The sequence below is a fragment of the Gordonia sp. CPCC 205333 genome (assembly GCF_048537885.1).
Classification (GTDB): Bacteria; Actinomycetota; Actinomycetes; order Mycobacteriales; family Mycobacteriaceae; genus Gordonia.
In genome coordinates, this window is the sequence record NZ_JBCLVI010000005.1 from 193,194 (window position 1) to 212,327 (window position 19,134).

Annotated in this window: 19 protein-coding genes and 1 riboswitch; of the genes, 7 read left to right on the top strand and 12 right to left on the bottom strand. The window is 62.8% G+C overall.

What is annotated here, in order from left to right:
* Positions 1 to 123: 123 nt before the first annotated feature.
* Genes AAFP29_RS18755 through AAFP29_RS18775 form a run of 5 tightly spaced genes read right to left on the bottom strand, consistent with a single transcriptional unit; the run spans position 124 to position 3,632 of the window.
* Complete coding sequence (locus tag AAFP29_RS18755; protein ID WP_419218929.1) at positions 124 to 1,092, bottom strand: ROK family protein; 969 nt, start codon at positions 1,090 to 1,092, stop codon at positions 124 to 126.
* A gap of 31 nt (positions 1,093 to 1,123) precedes the next feature.
* A complete protein-coding gene (locus AAFP29_RS18760) occupies positions 1,124 to 1,474 on the bottom strand; it encodes a hypothetical protein (protein ID WP_419218930.1) in 351 nt (116 codons plus the stop codon).
* 59 nt (positions 1,475 to 1,533) lie between these two features.
* Positions 1,534 to 2,727, bottom strand: a complete 1,194-nt coding sequence (locus AAFP29_RS18765) for an ArsA-related P-loop ATPase (protein ID WP_419218931.1) — start codon at positions 2,725 to 2,727, stop codon at positions 1,534 to 1,536.
* 20 nt (positions 2,728 to 2,747) lie between these two features.
* The gene (locus AAFP29_RS18770; RefSeq protein ID WP_419218932.1) at positions 2,748 to 3,212 is read right to left on the bottom strand and encodes an SRPBCC family protein; all 465 of its coding nucleotides are present in this window, start codon (positions 3,210 to 3,212) and stop codon (positions 2,748 to 2,750) included.
* Positions 3,213 to 3,632, bottom strand: a complete 420-nt coding sequence (locus AAFP29_RS18775) for a hypothetical protein (RefSeq protein ID WP_419218933.1) — start codon at positions 3,630 to 3,632, stop codon at positions 3,213 to 3,215.
* 153 nt (positions 3,633 to 3,785) lie between these two features.
* Here AAFP29_RS18775 and AAFP29_RS18780 point away from each other — a divergent pair, with 153 nt between their 5' ends.
* Complete coding sequence (locus tag AAFP29_RS18780) at positions 3,786 to 5,585, top strand: AMP-dependent synthetase/ligase (protein WP_419218934.1); 1,800 nt, start codon at positions 3,786 to 3,788, stop codon at positions 5,583 to 5,585.
* 16 nt (positions 5,586 to 5,601) lie between these two features.
* On the opposite strand, the gene AAFP29_RS18785 is transcribed toward AAFP29_RS18780, so the two are convergent.
* The 5 genes from AAFP29_RS18785 to AAFP29_RS18805 all read right to left on the bottom strand — a co-directional run bounded on the left by AAFP29_RS18785 (position 5,602) and on the right by AAFP29_RS18805 (position 10,594).
* Positions 5,602 to 6,726 (bottom strand): glycosyltransferase family 4 protein, encoded by a 1,125-nt coding sequence (locus AAFP29_RS18785; protein ID WP_419219402.1) that lies wholly within the window; start codon positions 6,724 to 6,726, stop codon positions 5,602 to 5,604.
* A 20-nt stretch (positions 6,727 to 6,746) separates the two neighbouring features.
* Complete coding sequence (locus AAFP29_RS18790) at positions 6,747 to 8,132, bottom strand: hypothetical protein (protein ID WP_419218935.1); 1,386 nt, start codon at positions 8,130 to 8,132, stop codon at positions 6,747 to 6,749.
* A 63-nt stretch (positions 8,133 to 8,195) separates the two neighbouring features.
* Complete coding sequence (locus tag AAFP29_RS18795) at positions 8,196 to 9,221, bottom strand: NlpC/P60 family protein (RefSeq protein ID WP_419219403.1); 1,026 nt, start codon at positions 9,219 to 9,221, stop codon at positions 8,196 to 8,198.
* 118 nt (positions 9,222 to 9,339) lie between these two features.
* Positions 9,340 to 10,020: a C40 family peptidase gene (locus AAFP29_RS18800; RefSeq protein WP_419218936.1), complete on the bottom strand. Its 681-nt coding sequence runs from the start codon at positions 10,018 to 10,020 to the stop codon at positions 9,340 to 9,342.
* 13 nt (positions 10,021 to 10,033) lie between these two features.
* A riboswitch (cyclic di-AMP (ydaO/yuaA leader) is annotated at positions 10,034 to 10,200 on the bottom strand.
* A gap of 109 nt (positions 10,201 to 10,309) precedes the next feature.
* Positions 10,310 to 10,594: a hypothetical protein gene (locus tag AAFP29_RS18805; RefSeq protein WP_419218937.1), complete on the bottom strand. Its 285-nt coding sequence runs from the start codon at positions 10,592 to 10,594 to the stop codon at positions 10,310 to 10,312.
* A gap of 184 nt (positions 10,595 to 10,778) precedes the next feature.
* Between AAFP29_RS18805 and AAFP29_RS18810 the strand changes: the two genes are divergently transcribed.
* Together AAFP29_RS18810 and AAFP29_RS18815 are read left to right on the top strand one after the other, a co-directional pair.
* Positions 10,779 to 12,635 (top strand): DEDD exonuclease domain-containing protein, encoded by a 1,857-nt coding sequence (locus AAFP29_RS18810; RefSeq protein WP_419218938.1) that lies wholly within the window; start codon positions 10,779 to 10,781, stop codon positions 12,633 to 12,635.
* Between the two features lie 4 nt (positions 12,636 to 12,639).
* On the top strand, positions 12,640 to 12,915 hold the full coding sequence (locus AAFP29_RS18815) for an Lrp/AsnC family transcriptional regulator (RefSeq protein WP_419218939.1): 276 nt from the start codon (positions 12,640 to 12,642) through the stop codon (positions 12,913 to 12,915).
* Between the two features lie 10 nt (positions 12,916 to 12,925).
* On the opposite strand, the gene trpD is transcribed toward AAFP29_RS18815, so the two are convergent.
* Positions 12,926 to 13,984 carry an anthranilate phosphoribosyltransferase gene (gene trpD, locus AAFP29_RS18820; RefSeq protein ID WP_419218940.1) on the bottom strand — a complete coding sequence of 353 codons (1,059 nt, stop codon included), beginning with the start codon at positions 13,982 to 13,984 and terminating at the stop codon, positions 12,926 to 12,928.
* 131 nt (positions 13,985 to 14,115) lie between these two features.
* On the opposite strand from trpD, the gene AAFP29_RS18825 reads away from it, so the two are divergent.
* Genes AAFP29_RS18825 through AAFP29_RS18840 form a run of 4 tightly spaced genes read left to right on the top strand, consistent with a single transcriptional unit; the run spans position 14,116 to position 18,454 of the window.
* A complete protein-coding gene (locus AAFP29_RS18825) occupies positions 14,116 to 14,727 on the top strand; it encodes a cytochrome c oxidase subunit 3 (protein ID WP_083837196.1) in 612 nt (203 codons plus the stop codon).
* Positions 14,728 to 14,787: 60 nt separating this feature from the next.
* Complete coding sequence (locus AAFP29_RS18830) at positions 14,788 to 15,690, top strand: c-type cytochrome (protein ID WP_419218941.1); 903 nt, start codon at positions 14,788 to 14,790, stop codon at positions 15,688 to 15,690.
* Positions 15,687 to 16,844 (top strand): ubiquinol-cytochrome c reductase iron-sulfur subunit, encoded by a 1,158-nt coding sequence (locus AAFP29_RS18835; protein ID WP_419218942.1) that lies wholly within the window; start codon positions 15,687 to 15,689, stop codon positions 16,842 to 16,844. The genes AAFP29_RS18830 and AAFP29_RS18835 overlap by 4 nt, the downstream gene beginning before the upstream one ends.
* Positions 16,841 to 18,454 carry a cytochrome b gene (locus tag AAFP29_RS18840; RefSeq protein WP_419218943.1) on the top strand — a complete coding sequence of 538 codons (1,614 nt, stop codon included), beginning with the start codon at positions 16,841 to 16,843 and terminating at the stop codon, positions 18,452 to 18,454. The genes AAFP29_RS18835 and AAFP29_RS18840 overlap by 4 nt, the downstream gene beginning before the upstream one ends.
* A gap of 88 nt (positions 18,455 to 18,542) precedes the next feature.
* Here the strand turns inward: AAFP29_RS18840 and AAFP29_RS18845 are convergent, their stop codons facing one another.
* Positions 18,543 to 19,127: a GNAT family N-acetyltransferase gene (locus AAFP29_RS18845; protein WP_419218944.1), complete on the bottom strand. Its 585-nt coding sequence runs from the start codon at positions 19,125 to 19,127 to the stop codon at positions 18,543 to 18,545.
* Between the last annotated feature and the right edge of the window lie 7 nt (positions 19,128 to 19,134).

Below are 19,134 nucleotides of genomic sequence, written 5' to 3' on the forward strand. Positions count from 1 at the left end.
CGCCTCGAAATATTGTCGGTTTCGGTCCTATCGCATGGGACCAGTCCCGTTGAGCACAAAGATTACTCTGTGGCTGTCCGGTGGACGCGACGAAGGCATTCCCCGTCGGTCGGTGAAGCGAACTCATGCCGATCCGGCCGCAACCGACAGCTGTTGACGAGCGACCTCTGCAGCACCGATGACGCCTGCGGATTCGCCGAGTTGCGTACCTCGAATGCGGGCGAGTTGGCGATGTCCCGCACCGGTAATCAAAGTTGCGTACTGTTCGCGCGCCTCGTCGAGATATAGGCCCGATGCCCGCCCAACGCCGCCAGCTATCACGATCAGGTCCGGATCGAAGATGTCCGCGATCATCGCCAGGCCCTGCGCCAGTGATCGACTGAAGAGTTCGAAGGCCCGCACGGCAACGGGATCGCCGTCGGCGGCTGCCGCCGCCACCCGGCGTCCGGTGACAGAACCAGGATCGGCGGCGAGGTCCGCCGCCAGTTGGCTACGGCCCCAATCGGCGTCGGCGACCAACTCGACGACAGTATCCACCAAAGCCGTTCCGCTGCAATACCTTTCCCAGCATCCTCGCTTGCCGCAGGCACACGGGCGCCCGTTCGGCACTACCGTGATGTGCCCCAATTCCGGTGCGACACCGAAACTTCCGCGATACAGCCTGCCGTCCAGCAACAAGCCAGCTCCGATACCGGTGCCGATGGCCACCACCAGTGAATTGTGTCCACGAGCTGCGGCTCCGAATCGGTATTCGGCCAATGCGGCCGCGTTGGCGTCATGTTCGGTGAACACCGGCAGTCCGATCCGCGCCGTCATATCCGCCGCGACCGCCGCCTCCCGCCACGGCAAATGCGGCGCGAACCGCACGACGTCACGTTCTGCGGTGAGGAAGCCCGCGATCGCCAAGCCGATGCCGGCGATCGACCACCGTGATGCGAGTTCGGCCGCCAGCCGCTCCAGGCAGTGTTCGAGCGCCTCGGTGGTAGACGGCGTGACTGCGCGCAATGTGTCGAGTAATTGCCCTCGCTCGTCGACGACCGCGGCGCGCACACTGGTACCACCAATGTCGATGCCTACCGTCAACCTGCTCATAGCCCGACCTTTCTACCCGAGAGGAGTCTGGTCAATCCGTGGCCGCGGGCTGATCGATCCGCACCGCGATCGACTGATACTGCTGCGGCGCACCGGCACCCGCATTGGCGGGTGATCCGCGCAGTGCCTTCGCTACAGCTTCTAGAACCGCGATCAGCGTAGCTATCAGTCGGGCGAGCAACTCACCGATTTCCCCAAGCAACGCCGAAATGTCACCGGATAGGTCATGACTGGCCACCCCGGCGCCAACGAGGTCGGGTGAACCCGCGAAAAGTCCGGCCAGATTGTCGATCTGGGTCGCCAAGCCAAGCAACAGCTCACGCATCAGATCTGGCGAATCGCCGCCCGTGCCAGTACCGCTCTGGTCACGCTCCTGCGTCATGGAGTCTCCCGTCTGTCCTGCCGGTCGGCGAGAATCTGTCTTCGCTGCGCCTATTCACGCTAGGTCTTACGCACCGACTTCTTCGATGCCGTCTTCTTCTGCTCCGGCTTTTGCGGCCATACCGCCGGATTCGGTGCGAACCGGATCCGCAGCACACCACTTTCCCAAGCCGCCTCAGTGACCACACATCGACGTAGCACAGACGGTAATCGTACCGGGTACCGAAATCCGCTCACCGTCACCAACAGGTCGTCGTCAGATCTGCCAAGACCCAGCCGGTCGGGTTCAGGCAGCGGTTGATGCCACCGCATCTCGTAGATCGCGTCCAGATCACTACCGGCGATGAGGTCCACCCGAGCCGCGGCGGAACCAAACGGACGTCCGCCCGGCGCCGATAGGGTGACACCCAGCTTGCGCAATCTGCCGCTACGATCAAGCGGGTCAACGACTTTCGGGACTGCCACGACGTCGATCGCATCGCCGGCAAGCGCTGCGATCCGCTCGTGGTCCGCGGCGTCACCGCCGCTGACGAATACCGTGCGCACCGGTAAACCCATCAATGCGGCCGACGCCAATTGTGCGGTCAATACCGCCATGCTTCGCGATCCGGCCCCGACAACTAGGTGGGCGGCGGTGGTATGCGGATCCGCGAGCAAAGCGGCGATATCGCGACAATCGCCGTCCAACTGATCGACAGCCGACGTTAGACGCGCCATCATCGGGCGCTCACTCGCCGCGGCCAGGCGCCGATGCCGAGGCCAGAGTCGGTTGAGTGCCTGACTGAGCACCGCGGGCGCACGCAACAGCGCCAACGGGTCACGCTGACCCGAACAGTCGACGATTACCGAAGTCCAACGGCCGCTGGTCGCCTCGTCGCGCACCCGACGGAGCAGGAGGAGGTCTTCGACGCCCGGTAACGAGATCAACTCGCCCGGCGCGACGGCGGCCAACGAGGACACCACCGGTAGAATCGGCCCGGCATGCGACTGCGTCATCGACAGCGCCTCGGCGAATTCGCCCCAGGTCTGCTCGGTGACGGCGAGCGGGTCCAGCTCAAGTAATGACAGGCTCGACGAAACCTCAACCGGCACAGCGGTTTTACTGTACACACCCAGCCGATTCGCGGTCTGCGAATGACGATCACACGTAATCAGCAAAGTATGGTCCGACGCTGATCGCCCGCTACTGCGCGGGCCTACCGCAGCAGCGGCGGCCACCACTGAAACCCCATCGCCGCCCGGTCCCAGCAGCAAGTGAATGGGCGTGAGATCGATCAGCCTTCAACTCTTTTCTTCAGGTCGTTGAGCGCGGTGTCGGTGATCGCCTTCTCCGCTCGCCGCTTCAGCGCACCGATCAGCGGCACGACTAGATCAACCATCAAATCGTAGGTGACTTTCGTCGATCCCGGAACTTGTTGCGCGAGACTGTATTTACCTCGCTGGTCCCGTTGTAGGTCACTGCTGACCAATTGCCAGGACACCGATCGGCCATCGGCGGCCCACTCATAGTCGAGTATGTAGGTGTCCTTGAGCACTCCGGCGTCGAGTACAAATCGCACCTGTTTGGCCGAACCGTCGTCCGCTGAGGAGATCACCTCGACCTCGCGGGCGGCCGACACCCACTCGGGATATTTCGCGAAGTCGGCGATCACTGCCATTACCTGATCGGCGTCGGCGTTGATGACGATTGACCGTTGTGTCGAGTCCCCGCTACTCGACGTCGAGCTATTTTCTGTCATCTACTTCTGCTCCCCTGCCGAAGTTGCGCTGACCGCGGGGTCACCTGGCTCCCGCCCCGCTTCCAGCCGTTGTTTCACATCGAATGACATCGCTTTGCCTGCCACCCGGCGTAGCCGATTCACCTCGGCGATCGCCTCGAATCGAGCACGGTCATCGACGGGCAGTGTGGCGGTGGGCTCCGCGTGTAAGTAGTAGTGCAGCACAAAACCGTCCATGACCGCCTCGCACCACAGTTCCATCGTTCCGGTGAGCGGCCCCTCGACGGTCCACCGCATTCCCTCGTGCCGACGATCCTCGGTTACCGTCAGGCGCAGATCGGGCCACCAGTTGCGCCACAGTCCCCGATCCGCGATCACCTCGGTCACCAATTCCGGTGCTGCGGCGACGAAGATCTCATCCGCCACCTGAATGCTCGTCACCGGTTTAGTGTCGCATGCGCGAGTACGCGCTCCCCAACGAGCCGGACCCGCAAAACGCCCGCATGCGATCGCGACCCGCATAAGCTGAACAAACACCTGCATATAACCTATTACTCGGCAGTATCCCCGGATTCACCCGTGAAAGGTTTGACGATGACCGAGTTCTCCGTCCCGGCCAAGTTCACTATCGCCGCTGACGCGAACTGCACAGATGTCATCTTCGACATCGCCGCGCAGGACCCCAACAAGACACTCTTCCGGGACAAGGTCGACGGCGAGTGGAAGCCGGTTTCCGCCGCCGAAGCGGCCGCGAGAATCACCGCACTCGCCAAGGGATTCATCGCCCAGGGCATCAAGCCGGGTGATCGCGTCGCACTGCTATCGCGGACTCGACTCGAGTGGGTACTGATCGATGTCGCGATCTGGTCGGCCGGTGCCATCCCGGTTCCGATCTACGATTCGTCCTCCGGCCCGCAAATCGATTGGATTCTGCAGGATTCGAAGGCCGTCGCGATCGTCGTCGAGGATGACGGCCAGCGCGCCATCATCGAAGATATCGGCAACCTCTCGAGTGTGAAAACCGTATACCAGATCGACAATGGCGCCGATGGCATCGTCGCCACCCTGACAGCAGCCGGAGCCGACATCCCCGATACCGATGTCGCCGCGCGGCGTGCCGGTGTCAAAGCAGGCGACCCGGCCACCCTCATCTACACCTCGGGTACCACTGGCCGTCCCAAGGGCTGCATGCTCACCCACGCCAATATGCTCAGCGAAATCGACGCCGTGCTCGAAGGCAATATGCGCACATTGCTCGGTCCGAGCAAGCGACTGCTCATGTTCCTGCCGCTCGCCCATGTGCTGGCCCGCGCGATCACCTACGTGGCCGTCAAAGCCGGTGTGGAAGTGGGATTCACCGCCGACACGCGCAATCTGCTCCCCGAGTTCGCGGCATTCCGGCCCTCGCTGATCTTGTCGGTGCCGCGCGTATTCGAGAAGGTCTACAACACCGCGCGGCAGAACGCACACAACGACGGCAAGGGCAAGATCTTCGACCTCGCCGCCGATACCGCGGTCGCCTACAGCCAGTCACTCGATACCGGCGGCGCTGGCCTTGGCCTCAAACTCAAACACACGGTCTTCGACAAACTCGTCTACAGCAAACTGCGCACCGCCCTCGGCGGCCGGTGCGAGTTGGCGATCTCCGGCGGCGCACCGCTCGGCGCGCGGCTCGGCCACTTCTTCCGCGGCGTCGGCGTTCCGGTGTACGAGGGCTACGGCCTCACCGAAACCACGGCGGCGTTCTCGGTGAACACACCAGGCGAGCACAGGGTCGGAAGTGTCGGGAAACCGTTGGCCGGCAACGCCGTTCGCATTGCCGACGACGGCGAGGTGCTGTTGTCGGGCGGTGTCGTCTTCGACGGTTACTGGCAGAACCCGGACGCGACCGCGGCTGCGCTGACCGACGGCTGGTTCCATACCGGCGACCTGGGCGCCGTCGACGCCGACGGTTTCCTATCTATCACCGGCCGCAAGAAGGAACTGATCGTGACCGCGGGCGGCAAGAATGTCTCACCCGCGGGGCTCGAGGATGTCATCCGAGCCAATGGTCTGGTGTCGCAGGCCATGGTCGTCGGCGACCAAAAGCCGTTCATCGGGGCATTGGTCACCATCGATCCCGAAGCCTTCCCCGGCTGGAAGGAACGCAACGGCAAGGATGCGTCGGCGACCGTCGCTGACCTGGCCGATGACCCGACCCTGCGCGCAGAGGTGCAAACAGCGATCGACGAGGCCAATAAGACCGTGTCGCACGCCGAGGCCATCAAGAAATTCCAGGTCCTGCCCACCGACTTCACCGAGGAGACCGGCGAGATGACGCCAACGCTGAAGGTGAAGCGAAATGTGGTGTCGGAGAAGTACGCCGACGCAATCGAAGCTCTCTACGCGAAGTAGAAGACGTCTGCGGGAGTTACAACAGCTCCCGCAGACGTGCCGCGATCTGCGCCCATCGCCACTGTCCGACGATCCATTCCCGGCCTGCGGCGCCCATCAGCCAGGCACGTTCGCGGTCGGCGAGGATCTCGACCACGCCATCGGCAACCGAGGCAACCGACCGCCCGTCGACAACCACTCCGGTCTGTCCCGCACGGACGGTTTCCGGTGCGCCGCCGGAAGATCCGGCGACCACCGGCACGCCGGTCGCCGATGCCTCCAGATAGACGATGCCCAGCCCCTCGACATCGAGACCTTTCCCGCGGGTGCGCGACGGCATCGCGAAAACGTCGGCGATGTTGTGATACGCGGCTAGTTCACTCGACGGCACCGACCCGGTGAAGATGATGTGCTCGGTCACCGGCGACGCTGCGGCCAGCTCGTGCAACGTATCCGCGTACGGCCCGCCGCCGACGATGACGAGCGTCGCGTCGGGGATGGACTCGCGGATAGTCGGCAACGCCTCGATCAACACGTCCTGCCCCTTGCGCGGAACCAACCGCGACAGGCACAGTATCGTCGGCTTATCGCCGAGTTCATGGCGGTCCCGAAGCCATTGTCGCGCAATAGGATCCGGAGTAAATCGGTCGATGTCGACGCCGGGCGGCAGATACTCCAGCGCCGCGCCGGCCCCGAAGGCTGAGGCAAACCGACCGCGCGTGTACTTGCTGACAAATGTCACCACGTCGGTCGTCTGACCGATCACTCGCAACACTTGCCGCGCGATCGGCAACATCGACCAGCCGACCTCATGACCGTGTGTCGACGCGATGATCCGGCGCGCGCCCGCTCTGCGCATGACCGGGGCCAACACCGCCAACGGCGCTGCCGCACCGAACCACACCGTGTCAATGTCATAGTCACGCACCAGCCGTGCCGCCCGACGAGCGACGAAGGGTGTCGGCAACATCAGCGTAGTCCGATGCCGCACAACGGTATACGCCGCGCGAGCATCGAAGTCCTGATGAGTCGTACCCCGCCATCGCGGCGCGTACACCACCACATTCTCCGGCGGCAGCAGGTCGACCAAGTTCTCCAGATACGACTGGATTCCACCGGGTCGCGGTGGAAAGTCGTTGGTAATCAACAAGGTTCGGGGCATCGCCCGCCCCGAGGACGAAGTCATCGAACCTGCTTGCGGAGCCAGTCCTGCCACTGCGCGACAAACTGTGCCCGCGACATGCGCAGGGTGTTCACAATCGCGAGGTCCTGCGCCTGAATCTTATCCGATCCAGCCACTCCGAGATACAACGCTTTGAGCCGGTCCAGACCGTACTTCTCCGCGACGAATGCCGACACCGACCACGCCGACTGGTATGCGACGAGCGCTGAATTCTGGTCGACGGCGAAGTCACGATCGTCGGGTAGCTGAGCAGGCATCTGACCGGACCGCAATTCGGCGGCGAGATTAGGCGCGACGTCGTCGAACCGTTGATAGGTTCCCTTGCGCCCCACAAACTCTGGCATTCCCTCGGTGATCCACAGCGGGGCGCCGGGAGCGGTAACACCGCGAACCGCGACATGGGTGAGCTCATGCCGCAGGACAACCGCGAGTGCGGGCGCGGGGAGCGTACGCGCCGTCGGCGTCAGCACCACCCGTTGTCCGGTTGCGGTCTTCTTCGCATTGTCGAGGTTCGCGTATATCGTCGCGGCCGCCGCCGCCCCGACCGGACTGTCCGCCGAAGCCAACCCGCTGAATTCTGCTGCGGTTCCGGTAGCGACCACAGCCGCGCGACGCGCCCACGACGATCCCCAGAAATTCGTCACCGCCACAACAGCTTCCGGAAGTTCGCTCGCGACTTTCGCAACGGCCGCATCGGTCCCTGGATAAGACAGGACGACCGAGTCGCCGCCCGAAGTCGCTACGTCGCGGACCCGCAGCCCGGGATAACTCCATAGCGTGGGGGCCGGCGCCTGCACGTCATCCAAAACGGTGGAATCACCGACGATCTTCCAATCGTCGTCGTAACGGGCCAGCGCGAGTGGAGTGCTCAACATAATGTCGTCCTCGGCCAGACCCGGTGACGACTCGCCGCCGAGAGCGTAGTTCAGCTTCACCGGAGCGAACCAGCTATCTGAGCTCCCTTGATCGTCGAGGCGATTTTGCAGCTCTCGCGGCACCACGAACTCAGCATCGGCACTTCCCAGCCAATACCGGAAAGTCTTGTAGCTCAGCACATTTCCACGTTTGGACGAGGCAGCCCCGGTCTCGGTCGTCGCCGTCCCGACATTCGCAGCCTCGGTATGCAGCGCGGCGCGGAAACGTGGCGTCGCCGATACATCGATCAACCCGTCGAGTTTCGCCACGTCGCCGCTCAGAAGTGCGTCGTTGAGCTTGCCGAGCAGCCTATTCACACCTTCGACACGTGTCGCTTCATAAACATTCGGCGGCGTCGCGGTCGAGGTTGATCCGGTAGTGGTCGATGTCGGCTCCCCCGACGACGAGCACCCCGTCACAATCAGGGTCGGCACCACGACAACGCCAACTACGCCGGGTAGCGCACGCATCAACAATGGCTTCAGTCGCCTACGAGACGCGTGGCGACCTGTCGAAGGAGGGGTCATTAAGCGCTAAGCGTACCGGCGCGCAGATTGAAACGGTCCAGCCTTGTCGAGCGGAACAACCTTCACCGGTACTCCGAACGTAGAGGCGTGAATGACGTATCCGTCTCCCACGTACATTCCGACATGATGGGCGTCGGAGTAATAGATGATCAGATCCCCGGGCTGAAGTTTGTCCCGGCTGATCGAGGTGCCACCACCCTGCTGGGCTTCGCTGGATCGCGGCAGCGTCTGGCCGGCCTGCTTGTAGGCCCACACCATCAGACCCGAACAGTCGAAGGAACTCGGACCGGTTGCGCCCCACACGTAGGGATCGCCGATTCGAGTCAGCGCGGCTTGTACCGCGACCAGCGCGGCCGAGGTGCCTTTGGGAACCAGCCGTGGATCGAAGTCGAACTTCGGCCCACGCAGTTCAGCCAACTGCTGACCGGTCATCGACTCGTAGATCGCGCGAATCCGCACGGCCTGGAGATTGAGATTCGCGCGCTGCACCTGCAATTGACTGCGCGTCTTCTCAACAGCTGCGATCGCGGTGGTCGCCGTGGTGGCCGAATCATCCGCGGCCTTCTTCGCGGCGAGGGTCTTCTGACGCGAGGATTTCAAGTTCCGTAGATCCGACGCCGACTGACGGGAGACCAATTCCAGGCCGGACATCTGGTCGAGCAGGTTTTGCGGCGAGTCGCTGACCAGGACCGCGTAGAGCCGGTTGATCTTGGCACCCCGATAGCTGGCGCGAACCACTTTGTTGACCCGTTTGCGCACGGCGTCCAAGTTCTTCTGCGAAATGTCCAGCGAGCGTTGGGCATTGGAGGATGCGAGGCGAGCGGCGGTAAGCGCCTTGCGCTGCTTCGTGTATTCGAGCTGCGCATTGTGCATCGACTCGGCCGACTTCTCCGCATCGACGCTCAGTTTGCGATAGTTCACCAGCAACCGATCAGCGGTCTGCACGGGTGCGGCGGACACTGGGACGGCCAGTCCAGCCGATGCCAGGCCGGCAATGACAACAAGCACAGTCACCAGGATTGTTCTCAGGATGCGCACCGCGCGATACTCCTCTGCCCCATTCGTATGACGAAGTTGGGCGGACCGCACACTATCGGCCGGTCCGCCCAAACGATTCGTCAAGATCGCAACTACTTAGCTCGCGATGGGCTCAGTAGCGACGGACGCCGGTCAATGCCCACTCCTTGACGGGTGCCTTGCGAACCGGCACTCCCTCGGTCGAGGAATGAACAAACATACCGTTGCCCGCGTAGATACCGGCGTGGCTGCCGCCGTTGAAGATTAGGACGTCGCCCGGCTTGGCATCTTTGTAGGCCACCGCACGGCCGCCGCCGAGCTGACCGTAGGAGTCGCGCGGGATGGTCTTGCCAGCTTGCTTGTACGAGTAGTAGACCAGGCCCGAGCAGTCGAATGCGTTCGGTCCGGCCGAACCGTAGACGTAAGGCGAACCGATCTTGGACTCGGCCGTCGCGAGGACGCGAACGCCGGTGTCCTGTCGGAGCAGCGGCGCGATCCGCTGGCCCGGACGGAACTGAGCCGGAACCTGATTCTGATTCAGGCCGGGCACGTTGAATGTGCCGACGTTGGGGATCGCCACCTTGGCGGGCGCGGGCGCCTGCTTCTTGGCAGCTGGCTTGGCATGTGGCGCCAGGAGCGCCTTACCCAGAGCCGGGAAGTCGATTGTGTTGTTCGGCATCGGCGCAGGCGCTGGGGCCGCAAACGCGGAACCTGCGGAAGCCGCGAGCGAGCCGACGGCAATCGACCCAGCGATCACGGCACCTTTGGCTACCTTGGCACCACGGCCAGGCTGTTCCAAACGATGTTTGGCCACGAAGAGTGTTCTCCTTTGTTCTCCCTACCGCCTACCGAGTTAGCTGTCGGGTTCGGGCTGGAAGATCGCCCTACGCGTCGCGCCGACTATGTCGTCGCGCCGCGACTCACCCCAATCGGACTATGCCGAATAAAGTGGTTCCCCGGCTCACTCTTGCGAGTGACTAAGCGGTGATATCCGCGGACCACTTCGAGTTCGAAGCGGGACGTTCCGCAAATGTCTCAGAAAGGTTACGAAACTTTCCGGGCGCTGTCCAACAAGGCGCGTAACCACGTTGTGGCGTGTCAGATCAGCTGGCTCGCAGAATTCGCAGATGCTTGCGCTCAACACCGTCCTGACGTGCCGCGATAGCGCTTCTTGCGAATGATGCATCGCGTGTCGATACCATCGAAGCAGCACTGAACGCGTCGATCGCCGCGAGTAACTCGTAGTCGTCGACCGGCCCTGAACTCACTATCGCCATCTGCTGGTCTGCTGTTACATCGTCGCTGCTCACCGGGTCGAAGAGCAGTTGCATCATGCAGCCGTCACAAGCCACTTGACGTGCCGGGCAGGTCTCGCAATCGATCTTCATTCTGTGATCTCCATCTCATCGCACATGCGATTGGTTGGTTTCCTGGCAATTCGGTGTTCATCACCCGATACCTCGCGGTAATCGGGACCTGATGGTGAACCTGAACTGGAGACTAGAACCGACCCCCGACAACCCTTCAAAATCACACCCGCCACAGCAGTCACAGGGGGCACGCCGGACCCTGATGTCAGTGGGTCGAACTAATGTTCGCGACGTGGAACAGCTGACTTTCGCCGACAGCGGCTTACCGGCCGTCGGAATGCCGATGCCGGACACAACTCGCAGTGGTCGCGCCGGTAGCCGTCCGATGCCTACCGAAGCTGAATTGATCGCCGCCGTATACGGCGGAATCGACCAGCCCTTGTTCGAGACACCGATCGTCGTGGTCGACTTGGAGACCACCGGCGGTGCGAGCACCGACGCGATTACCGAGATCGGCGCGGTACGGATTCAGCGCGGCGAGGTCGTCGGAGAATTCGCCACCCTGGTCGACCCCGGCCGCGAGATTCCGCCGCAGATCGTCACTCTCACCGGCATTACCTCAGCGATGGTCACGGCGGCACCCACCATCGAGTCCGTGCTGCCATCCTTCTTCGAATTCGCCCGCGGCGCGGTGCTCGTCGCACATAACGCCCGATTCGACACCGGCTTCCTACGTCGGGGGGCGCAGGCACTTCATCTCGACTGGCCGTTCGCGGCAACGCTGTGCACCGTGGCGATGGCCCGCCGCATCCTCAGCCGAGACGAAGCTCCAACCGTCAAACTCGCCGCACTCGCCGATCTCTTCGACGTCGCGACCCGCCCCACCCACCGCGCCCTCGACGACGCACGCGCAACAGTCGAAGTCTTCTACCGATTACTCGAACGCATCGGCAACAAGGGCGTGCATACCTACCGGGAACTACTCGACTATCTGCCGCGTACCACCCCGGCACAACGCGCCAAACGTCACCTCGCCGCTACGCTGCCGCGACGCGCAGGCGTCTACCTCTTCCGCGGCCCGGGTGAGGAAGTCCTCTATGTCGGAACCGCCGTCGATCTCCGTCGCCGCGTCTCCTCGTATTTCACCGGCGCCGAAACGCGTCCCAGGATGTCGGAAATGGTCGCATTGGCCGTCCGCGTCGACCACGTCGAATGCGCACACGGATTAGAAGCCGGTGTCCGTGAGCTTCGACTGCTCGCCGCTCATCGCCCCGCGTACAACCGCCGATCCACACAGCCACACAAGGGCTGGTGGATCGTCCTGACCGCCGAGAGATTCCCGCGCCTGCGCGTCAGTCGCACGCCGGAGGAAAACTGTATCGGCCCCATCGCCAATCGGACGGTGGCACAGTCAGTCGCTGACCACCTCTCATCGGCAGCCCAATTGCGCACGTGCACAACGCGTTTGGGATCAAAAACCACACACCACTGGTGTCGGACGGATGCGGCGGCGCGGGCCGTCGGCGGGTGTCGTGCGGCCAGCTCAGTTCCGCAAACACTCCCGGACTATCTCCCGCGGGTCGCAGCAATACACGCTTTGTTCACCGGAGCCTCGGATGAGCTTCTGATCGCACTACGAGATCAGATGATCGACTACGCGACAGCCGAAATGTTCGAGACCGCGACGCGACACCGCGACCGCCTCACGGCGACGATCGACGCGTTGTCACGTTGTCAGCGCCTGCAGTCCCTGTGCATGATCGCCGAGATCGTCGTCGCGCGGCCGGACGGCAAGGGCGGCTGGGAGTTTGCCGTCGTGCGACACGGCCGGTTGGCGAATGCGGGAGTCGCGCGGCAAGGTACCGCTCCCATGGCAATCGTCGACGCACTCGTCAGCTCTGCCCAGACGGTGAGCGCCGAGTGCGGTCCATTATGCGGAGCCCCCGCGGAGGAGGCTGCTCTCATCTATCGCTGGATCATCGAGCCGGGGACTCGAATAGTGGCCGCCAGTGACGCGCTGAGCCTCCCGACCCGCGCCGCGTGCCGATGGGAGGAATGGCTGGTGACCGCCCGGGGTGCCCGTGCCAGCCCAACCACGCGACCACACCGGATACGCTGATGCCATGATCACCGCCATCGTGCTCATTTCGGCCGACGTCCACCACATCCCCGAGACCGCACAGGCGGTAGCCGAAATTCCCGGCGTCACCGAGGTGTACTCATGTGCGGGCGATGTCGATCTGATCGCCAAGTTGCGGGTACGCGACCATGAGCAGATCGCCGAGGTCGTCACCAATCAGATCAACCGGATATCGGGCGTTACCCACACCGCGACCCATATCGCCTTCCGCAGCTACGCCAGCGCAGATACCGAAGCAACCTTCTCACTCGGCGAATAGATCAGACGCCTCAGCGATTGGTCAGTACGATCCAGTCGTCGAGTAGCTTGGTCACCGCACCGGAGTCGATCGCCGCCGCCGCCCGCACCATTCCCGCGCGCAGCGCATCGGTGAGCGCGGGACCGGAGAGCGGACCGGTCTGTTCGGCTGCGACGATCGCTCCCGCGGAATTCAGCAATACCGCCTCGCGCACCGGACCGCGTGCACCGGCGAACAACTCCCGCGCGACCCCGGCGTTCACCGTGGCGTCGCCGCCTCGCAGCGCGGACAGTTCGACAATCTCGATATCCAGATCCCGCGGGTCAACTGTCGACACGGTTACCGAGCCATCGACGACCTGCCACACTGTCGACGTGCCCGTGGTCGTCAATTCGTCGAGGCCGTCATCGCCGCGAACCACCAGCACGGAATTTCCCCGTTCGGCGAAGGTCTGCGCCAATACCGGAGCCAACTCACCAAAAGCGCAGCCGATCAGTCCGGCATGGGGCGAGGCTGGATTGGTAAGTGGCCCAAGGACATTGAAGACCGTAGGGATGCCAATCTCTTTACGCGGCGGGCCGGTGAAACGGTAAGCGGGATGAAACGCGGCCGCGAAACAGAACCCAATGCCCAATTCTTCGACAGACTGCTCAACTTGCGCGGCGGACTGATCGATCTTCACGCCGAGCGCCTCCAATACGTCGGCGCCACCACTCTTCGACGACGACGCGCGGTTACCGTGTTTCACTACGGCCAGCCCACTCGCGGCGACAACCAGCGACGACATCGTCGAAATATTGACCGTATGCGATCGGTCGCCCCCGGTTCCGACGATGTCGACGGCCGGCCTCGACACCTCGACCAGGGTCGCGTGCGACAACATCGACTCAGCCAATCCGCGCAACTCAGCCGGCGCGGCCCCCTTCATCTTCACCGCAACGGCAAAGGCCGCGATCTGGGCACTGGTGGCCGAGTCAGTCATGATCTCATTCATGGCCCAACGCGCCTGCTCGACGTCCAGATCGTGGCCGTCGGCCACCGATCCGAGTATCTGCGGCCAGGTGAACTGTTCGGATGCAGAGGCGGTCACCCCAAAGAGACTAGTCGTGACACGCCGAACGCCCTGCTTGGCACCCCTTCTACCTGGGTCGAGTCATTTTCTTCGACCAATTTCCCGACCCCGGTGGTCACTGCTTACTACGAACCGTCATACTTTCATCTGTGACTAGCGCTGCAGGTACCCAAGGAACGGCCATCACGGCGCGGGTGCACTCGCTGAACCGTCCCAATATGGTCAGCGTCGGCACAATCGTGTGGCTCTCCAGTGAGTTGATGTTCTTCGCCGGACTTTTCGCGATGTACTTCGTCGCCCGAGCGAATTCCAACGTCGGTTGGCCACCCGAGCCGACCGAATTGAATCTCGGCTTGGCGATCCCGGTTACGACAGTGTTGATCCTGTCATCGGTGACCTGCCAGATGGGCGTTTTCGCCGCTGAGCGGGGCGATGTTTTCGGTCTACGCCGTTGGTACATCCTGACCTTCCTCATGGGCGCCTTCTTCGTCGCTGGTCAGGCATACGAGTACTACCACCTGGTCCACGAGGGCACGACCCTCTCGTCCAGCGCGTACGGGTCGACCTTCTATATGGCGACCGGCTTCCACGGCATGCACGTCATCGGCGGTCTCGTCGCCTTTATCTTCCTGCTGGTCCGCACCAAGCTGTCGAAGTTCACCCCGGCCCAGGCGACTGCCGCGATCGTCGTGTCCTACTACTGGCACTTCGTCGACATCGTCTGGATCGGTCTGTTCGTCACGATCTATTTCATTCGCTGACGAACCACCCCAAGACTTACAGCCCCAGTTATTCAAATCCGTCCGCATAGAGAGACACAGATGAGCTCATCTCCACCGCGACAGTCGGATGACGCGACCGACACCGACGTTAAGGGAGCCCGCAGCGCCCGCTCCCGACGTAAACTGCGTCGTCGTGCCAGCGGCGCGATCCTGCTGATGCTCGGCCTCGTCGCCGCAGGCGTCATCGCTTCGGTGCTCACCCCCAAGCCGCAGGTCGCCACCGCCGATCCGAGCAACGCATCGCTGATCAGTGACGGCAAGCAGTTGTACGACACGTCCTGTATCACCTGCCACGGCGCGAACCTGCAGGGTGTAACCGACCGCGGCCCGACGCTCATCGGCGTCGGCGACGCTGCGGTGTACTTCCAGGTGTCGACCGGACGTATGCCCGCCGCGCGCGGAGAGGCCCAGGCGGCCCGTAAGCCCGAGAAATTCACTGCCGCGCAGATCGAGCAGCTCGGCGCGTACATCCAGTCACAGGGTGGCGGCCCCAAGGTTATCCCCGAGCGCAATCCCGACGGTTCGGTGAAGAAGGACAAGAACGGTGTCACCGTCCTCGCCCAGGAGAGCTTGCGCGGCGAGAACCTCGGTCGAGGCAGCGAACTGTTCCGCTTGAACTGCGCGTCATGCCACAACTTCACCGGTCGTGGCGGCGCTCTGTCTTCGGGAAAGTACGCTCCCCCGCTTGACGCACCCAGTGAGCAGCAGCTGTACACCGCGATGCTCACCGGACCTCAGAATATGCCGAAGTTCTCCAACCGCCAGCTGTCGCTGGAGGAGAAGCGAGACATCATCGGATTCGTCAAATACGTCACCGAATCGGAGCCGCAGGGTGGCCTGTCGCTCGGCGGCTTCGGACCGGTCTCCGAGGGCATGGTGATGTGGGTTGTCGGCGTCAGCGCAATCGTCGCCTTCGCAATGTGGATGGGATCACGTTCATGAGCGCAAACGACAAGGACACTCCGTCCAACGAAGAACTTGAGCAGATGTCGAATGACGAGCTCGTCAAACTCGGCACGAATCTCGACGGCGTCGAAATCCTGCATCGCGAACCGCGCTTCCCCGAGCCGGGTACCAAGGCCGAGAAGCGCGCGGAACGCGCCGTCGCATTCTGGTTCGCGCTCGCCGGTGTCTCGGCTATCGCCTGCTTCATTATCTTCATTTGGAACCACTGGGAATTCGCACTCCCTGGCGATGACAATTACTGGCGTTACACGCTGAACACCCCGCTGTTGGGTATCACCTTCGGTCTGTCAGTTCTGTCGGTCGGCATCGGCGTCGTCCAGTTCACCAAGCGGTTCATTCCGGCAGAGATCGCTGTCCAGGATCGTCACGACGGCGGCTCCCAGGAGGTCGACAAGAAGACCACCGCGGCGCTGCTCGACAACTCCCTGCAGACCTCGACGCTGCCTCGCCGCAAGTTGATCCTCGGTTCCGCGGCATTCGGTATCGGTGCCCTCGCCTTCACCGGAATGGTCGCGGCCCTCGGCGGTATCGTCAAGAATCCATGGGCCAAGGGCGACAAGTCCGATCTGTGGCATACCGGCTGGTCCCCGATTTACAACCCGCCAGAGGCACCTAACGAGACCATCTTCCTGCGACGCGACACCGGCAATCCCCTTCAGGTCGCTTTGGTACGTCCGGAAGATCTCGACGCCGGCGGTATGGAAACCGTCTTCCCGTGGCGCGTGTCGGACGGACACGGCGAGACTGAGGAGTCCCGGCACAAGCTCATTGAAGGCCTACGCCTGGTGCGCAACCCAGTGATGCTCATCCGCCTGCGTCCCGAGGATGCGGCCCGCGCGATCAAACGCAAAGGTCAAGAGAGCTTCAACTACGGCGACTACTTCGCCTACACCAAGGTCTGCAGCCACCTCGGCTGCCCGACCTCGCTGTATGAGCAGCAGACCAACCGCATTCTGTGCCCGTGCCACCAGTCGCAGTTCGACGCGTTGCACTACGCCAAGCCGGTCTTCGGCCCGGCCGCCCGTGCGCTGGCTCAACTACCGCTCACAGTGAACAATCAGGGGTACATGGTCGCTGCCGGCGACTTCATCGAGCCCGTCGGACCGGCATTCTGGGAGCGCAAGTCATGAGTCGTATCGCCACTTCGGCGGAGGAAGTCGATTCGCGGTATCACTTGGCCGCTGGAATGCGACGTCAGATCAACAAGGTCTTCCCCACCCACTGGTCCTTCCTGCTCGGTGAAGTCGCGCTTTACGCCTTCGTCATTCTGCTGCTGTCGGGCGTCTATCTGACTCTGTTCTTCGATCCGTCGATGTCCGAGGTCATTTACCACGGTGACTACCAGCCGCTCAACGGCGTCATGATGACCAAGGCGTACGAGACGACGCTGAATATCTCCTTCGAGGTACGCGGCGGCCTATTCGTTCGCCAGGTCCACCACTGGGCCGCACTGCTGTTCGCGGCGGCGATCATCGTCCACATGATGCGCATCTTCTTCACCGGTGCGTTCCGCCGCCCGCGTGAGGCCAACTGGGTTATCGGCTGCGTACTTCTGCTCCTCGCGATGTTCGAAGGCTTCTTCGGCTACTCGCTTCCCGACGACCTGCTGTCGGGTACCGGCGTCCGCGCCGCGATGAGTGGCATCGTGCTTGGCATACCCGTCGTCGGAACCTGGGTGCACTGGGCGCTGTTCGGTGGCGACTTCCCCGGCGACATCATCATCCCGCGCCTGTATGTACTCCATATTCTGCTCTTCCCGGCCATCATCCTGGCTCTGATCGGTGCGCACCTCGCGTTGGTCTGGTACCAGAAGCACACTCAGTTCCCCGGCCCCGGACGGACCGAGAAGAACGTGGTCGGCGTTCGGATCATGCCGATCTTCGCAACCAAGGCCGGCGCGTTCTTCGCGATCGTCTTCGGTGTCATTGCGATCATGGCCGGCATTTTCCAGATCAACCCGGTGTGGGTGATCGGACCATACAATCCGGCGCACGTCTCGGCCGGTTCTCAGCCGGATATCTACATGATGTGGACTGACGGCCTAGCGCGTCTGATGCCTGCGTGGGAGCTCTACCTCGGCAATTACACGGTTCCCGCCATCTTCTGGGTGATGGTGATCATCGGCATTATGTTCACGCTGATGTTCGGATATCCCAGCATCGAGAAACGCCTGACCGGCGACCACGCACACCACAACTTGTTGCAGCGTCCCCGCGACGTTCCGGTACGTACCGCCATTGGTGCGATGGCTGTCTCGTTCTACGTGATCCTCACCCTGTCGTGTATGAACGACATTATCGCGCTCAAGTTCCATGTGTCGTTGAACGCGACGACGTGGATGGGCCGTATCGGTCTGATTGTGATCCCACCGCTGGCGTACTTCATCGCCTACCGCTGGGCGCTGTCGCTGCAACGTAGTGACCGTGCAGTGCTGGAACACGGCATCGAGACTGGCATCATCAAGCGCTTGCCACAGGGTGAGTACATCGAGATCCACCAGCCACTTGGACCGGTCGACGATCACGGTCACCCGATCCCGCTCCCCTACGAGGGTGCTGCGCTACCGAAGCGGATGAACAAACTCGGTTCGGCCGGCGCGCCGGGCACCGGGTCGCTGACGTCGGCTGATCCCGCCGATCAGCAGGAGCTCAACGCCAGGCTCGCCAAGGAGCACGCTCGCGAAGAAGGCGAAGTGCTGCGCGAACTGCAGGAAAAGGGCGGTAACCCGCTCGAGGATTGAGTTCGATAGACAACTAGCAAGGGCCGCGATGCGAAATGCATCGCGGCCCTTGGTAATTGGTCCACGGGCGCTGGCGTCAACCTAGCTCCTACCAGACGTCGCCCACTCGCCAGTCGCATGCCAGACGCTCCTCGCGATTCAGAGCCAGACCCCACACCAGGACCGAACCGACGTCATCGGGGGTCGATCGGTACCCGTCAGGTGACAGAACACCCAATTCACCGGTCCATTCGCGCCATCCCCGCCGCTCATACAGTCCCCTCCCCTGCTCGGACGCGCCCAATGCGCCTAGGTCATAGGCCCCAACGATGACCGACTCGATGGCTGCCATTAGCTTCCCGCCGACACCTCGACGTCCCCAGTCTGGGTGTACCGCAACGGCTTCCACATACCCGCAGCGCATCGACCGACTGCCCACAAGCATCGACCGCTGGACCACTGACGCGTGCCCGACGACGGCGTCGTCGGCAGCACGTGTGATGGCATGTATCCCGCCGAGGGCATGGTCGAAGTCATCGTCATCGAAGTCGCCGTGAAAGGCCACATCCATCAGTTCGCGAATGGCCCGACGATCACCGTCGCCCAGCATCGCGGTATGGCGCAACTCCGGCTCAACACAACGAAACAGCCGCTCCTCGTCGCGGGGAGCGGCTGTTATCGAGTGTTCTGACACAAGGGTC

What these genes read in the sequence shown, in the direction of transcription:
- AAFP29_RS18830 (WP_419218941.1), top strand. Translation starts at nt 14,788, where the DNA reads ATGAGCTCATCTCCACCGCGACAGTCGGATGACGCGACCGACACCGAC.
- AAFP29_RS18790 (WP_419218935.1), bottom strand. Translation starts at nt 8,132, where the DNA reads ATGCGTGCGCTACCCGGCGTAGTTGGCGTTGTCGTGGTGCCGACCCTG.
- AAFP29_RS18810 (WP_419218938.1), top strand. Translation starts at nt 10,779, where the DNA reads ATGTCAGTGGGTCGAACTAATGTTCGCGACGTGGAACAGCTGACTTTC.
- AAFP29_RS18780 (WP_419218934.1), top strand. Translation starts at nt 3,786, where the DNA reads ATGACCGAGTTCTCCGTCCCGGCCAAGTTCACTATCGCCGCTGACGCG.
- AAFP29_RS18805 (WP_419218937.1), bottom strand. Translation starts at nt 10,594, where the DNA reads ATGAAGATCGATTGCGAGACCTGCCCGGCACGTCAAGTGGCTTGTGAC.
- AAFP29_RS18770 (WP_419218932.1), bottom strand. Translation starts at nt 3,212, where the DNA reads ATGACAGAAAATAGCTCGACGTCGAGTAGCGGGGACTCGACACAACGG.
- AAFP29_RS18840 (WP_419218943.1), top strand. Translation starts at nt 16,841, where the DNA reads ATGAGTCGTATCGCCACTTCGGCGGAGGAAGTCGATTCGCGGTATCAC.
- AAFP29_RS18760 (WP_419218930.1), bottom strand. Translation starts at nt 1,474, where the DNA reads ATGACGCAGGAGCGTGACCAGAGCGGTACTGGCACGGGCGGCGATTCG.
- AAFP29_RS18755 (WP_419218929.1), bottom strand. Translation starts at nt 1,092, where the DNA reads ATGAGCAGGTTGACGGTAGGCATCGACATTGGTGGTACCAGTGTGCGC.
- AAFP29_RS18785 (WP_419219402.1), bottom strand. Translation starts at nt 6,726, where the DNA reads ATGCCCCGAACCTTGTTGATTACCAACGACTTTCCACCGCGACCCGGT.
- AAFP29_RS18835 (WP_419218942.1), top strand. Translation starts at nt 15,687, where the DNA reads ATGAGCGCAAACGACAAGGACACTCCGTCCAACGAAGAACTTGAGCAG.
- AAFP29_RS18815 (WP_419218939.1), top strand. Translation starts at nt 12,640, where the DNA reads ATGATCACCGCCATCGTGCTCATTTCGGCCGACGTCCACCACATCCCC.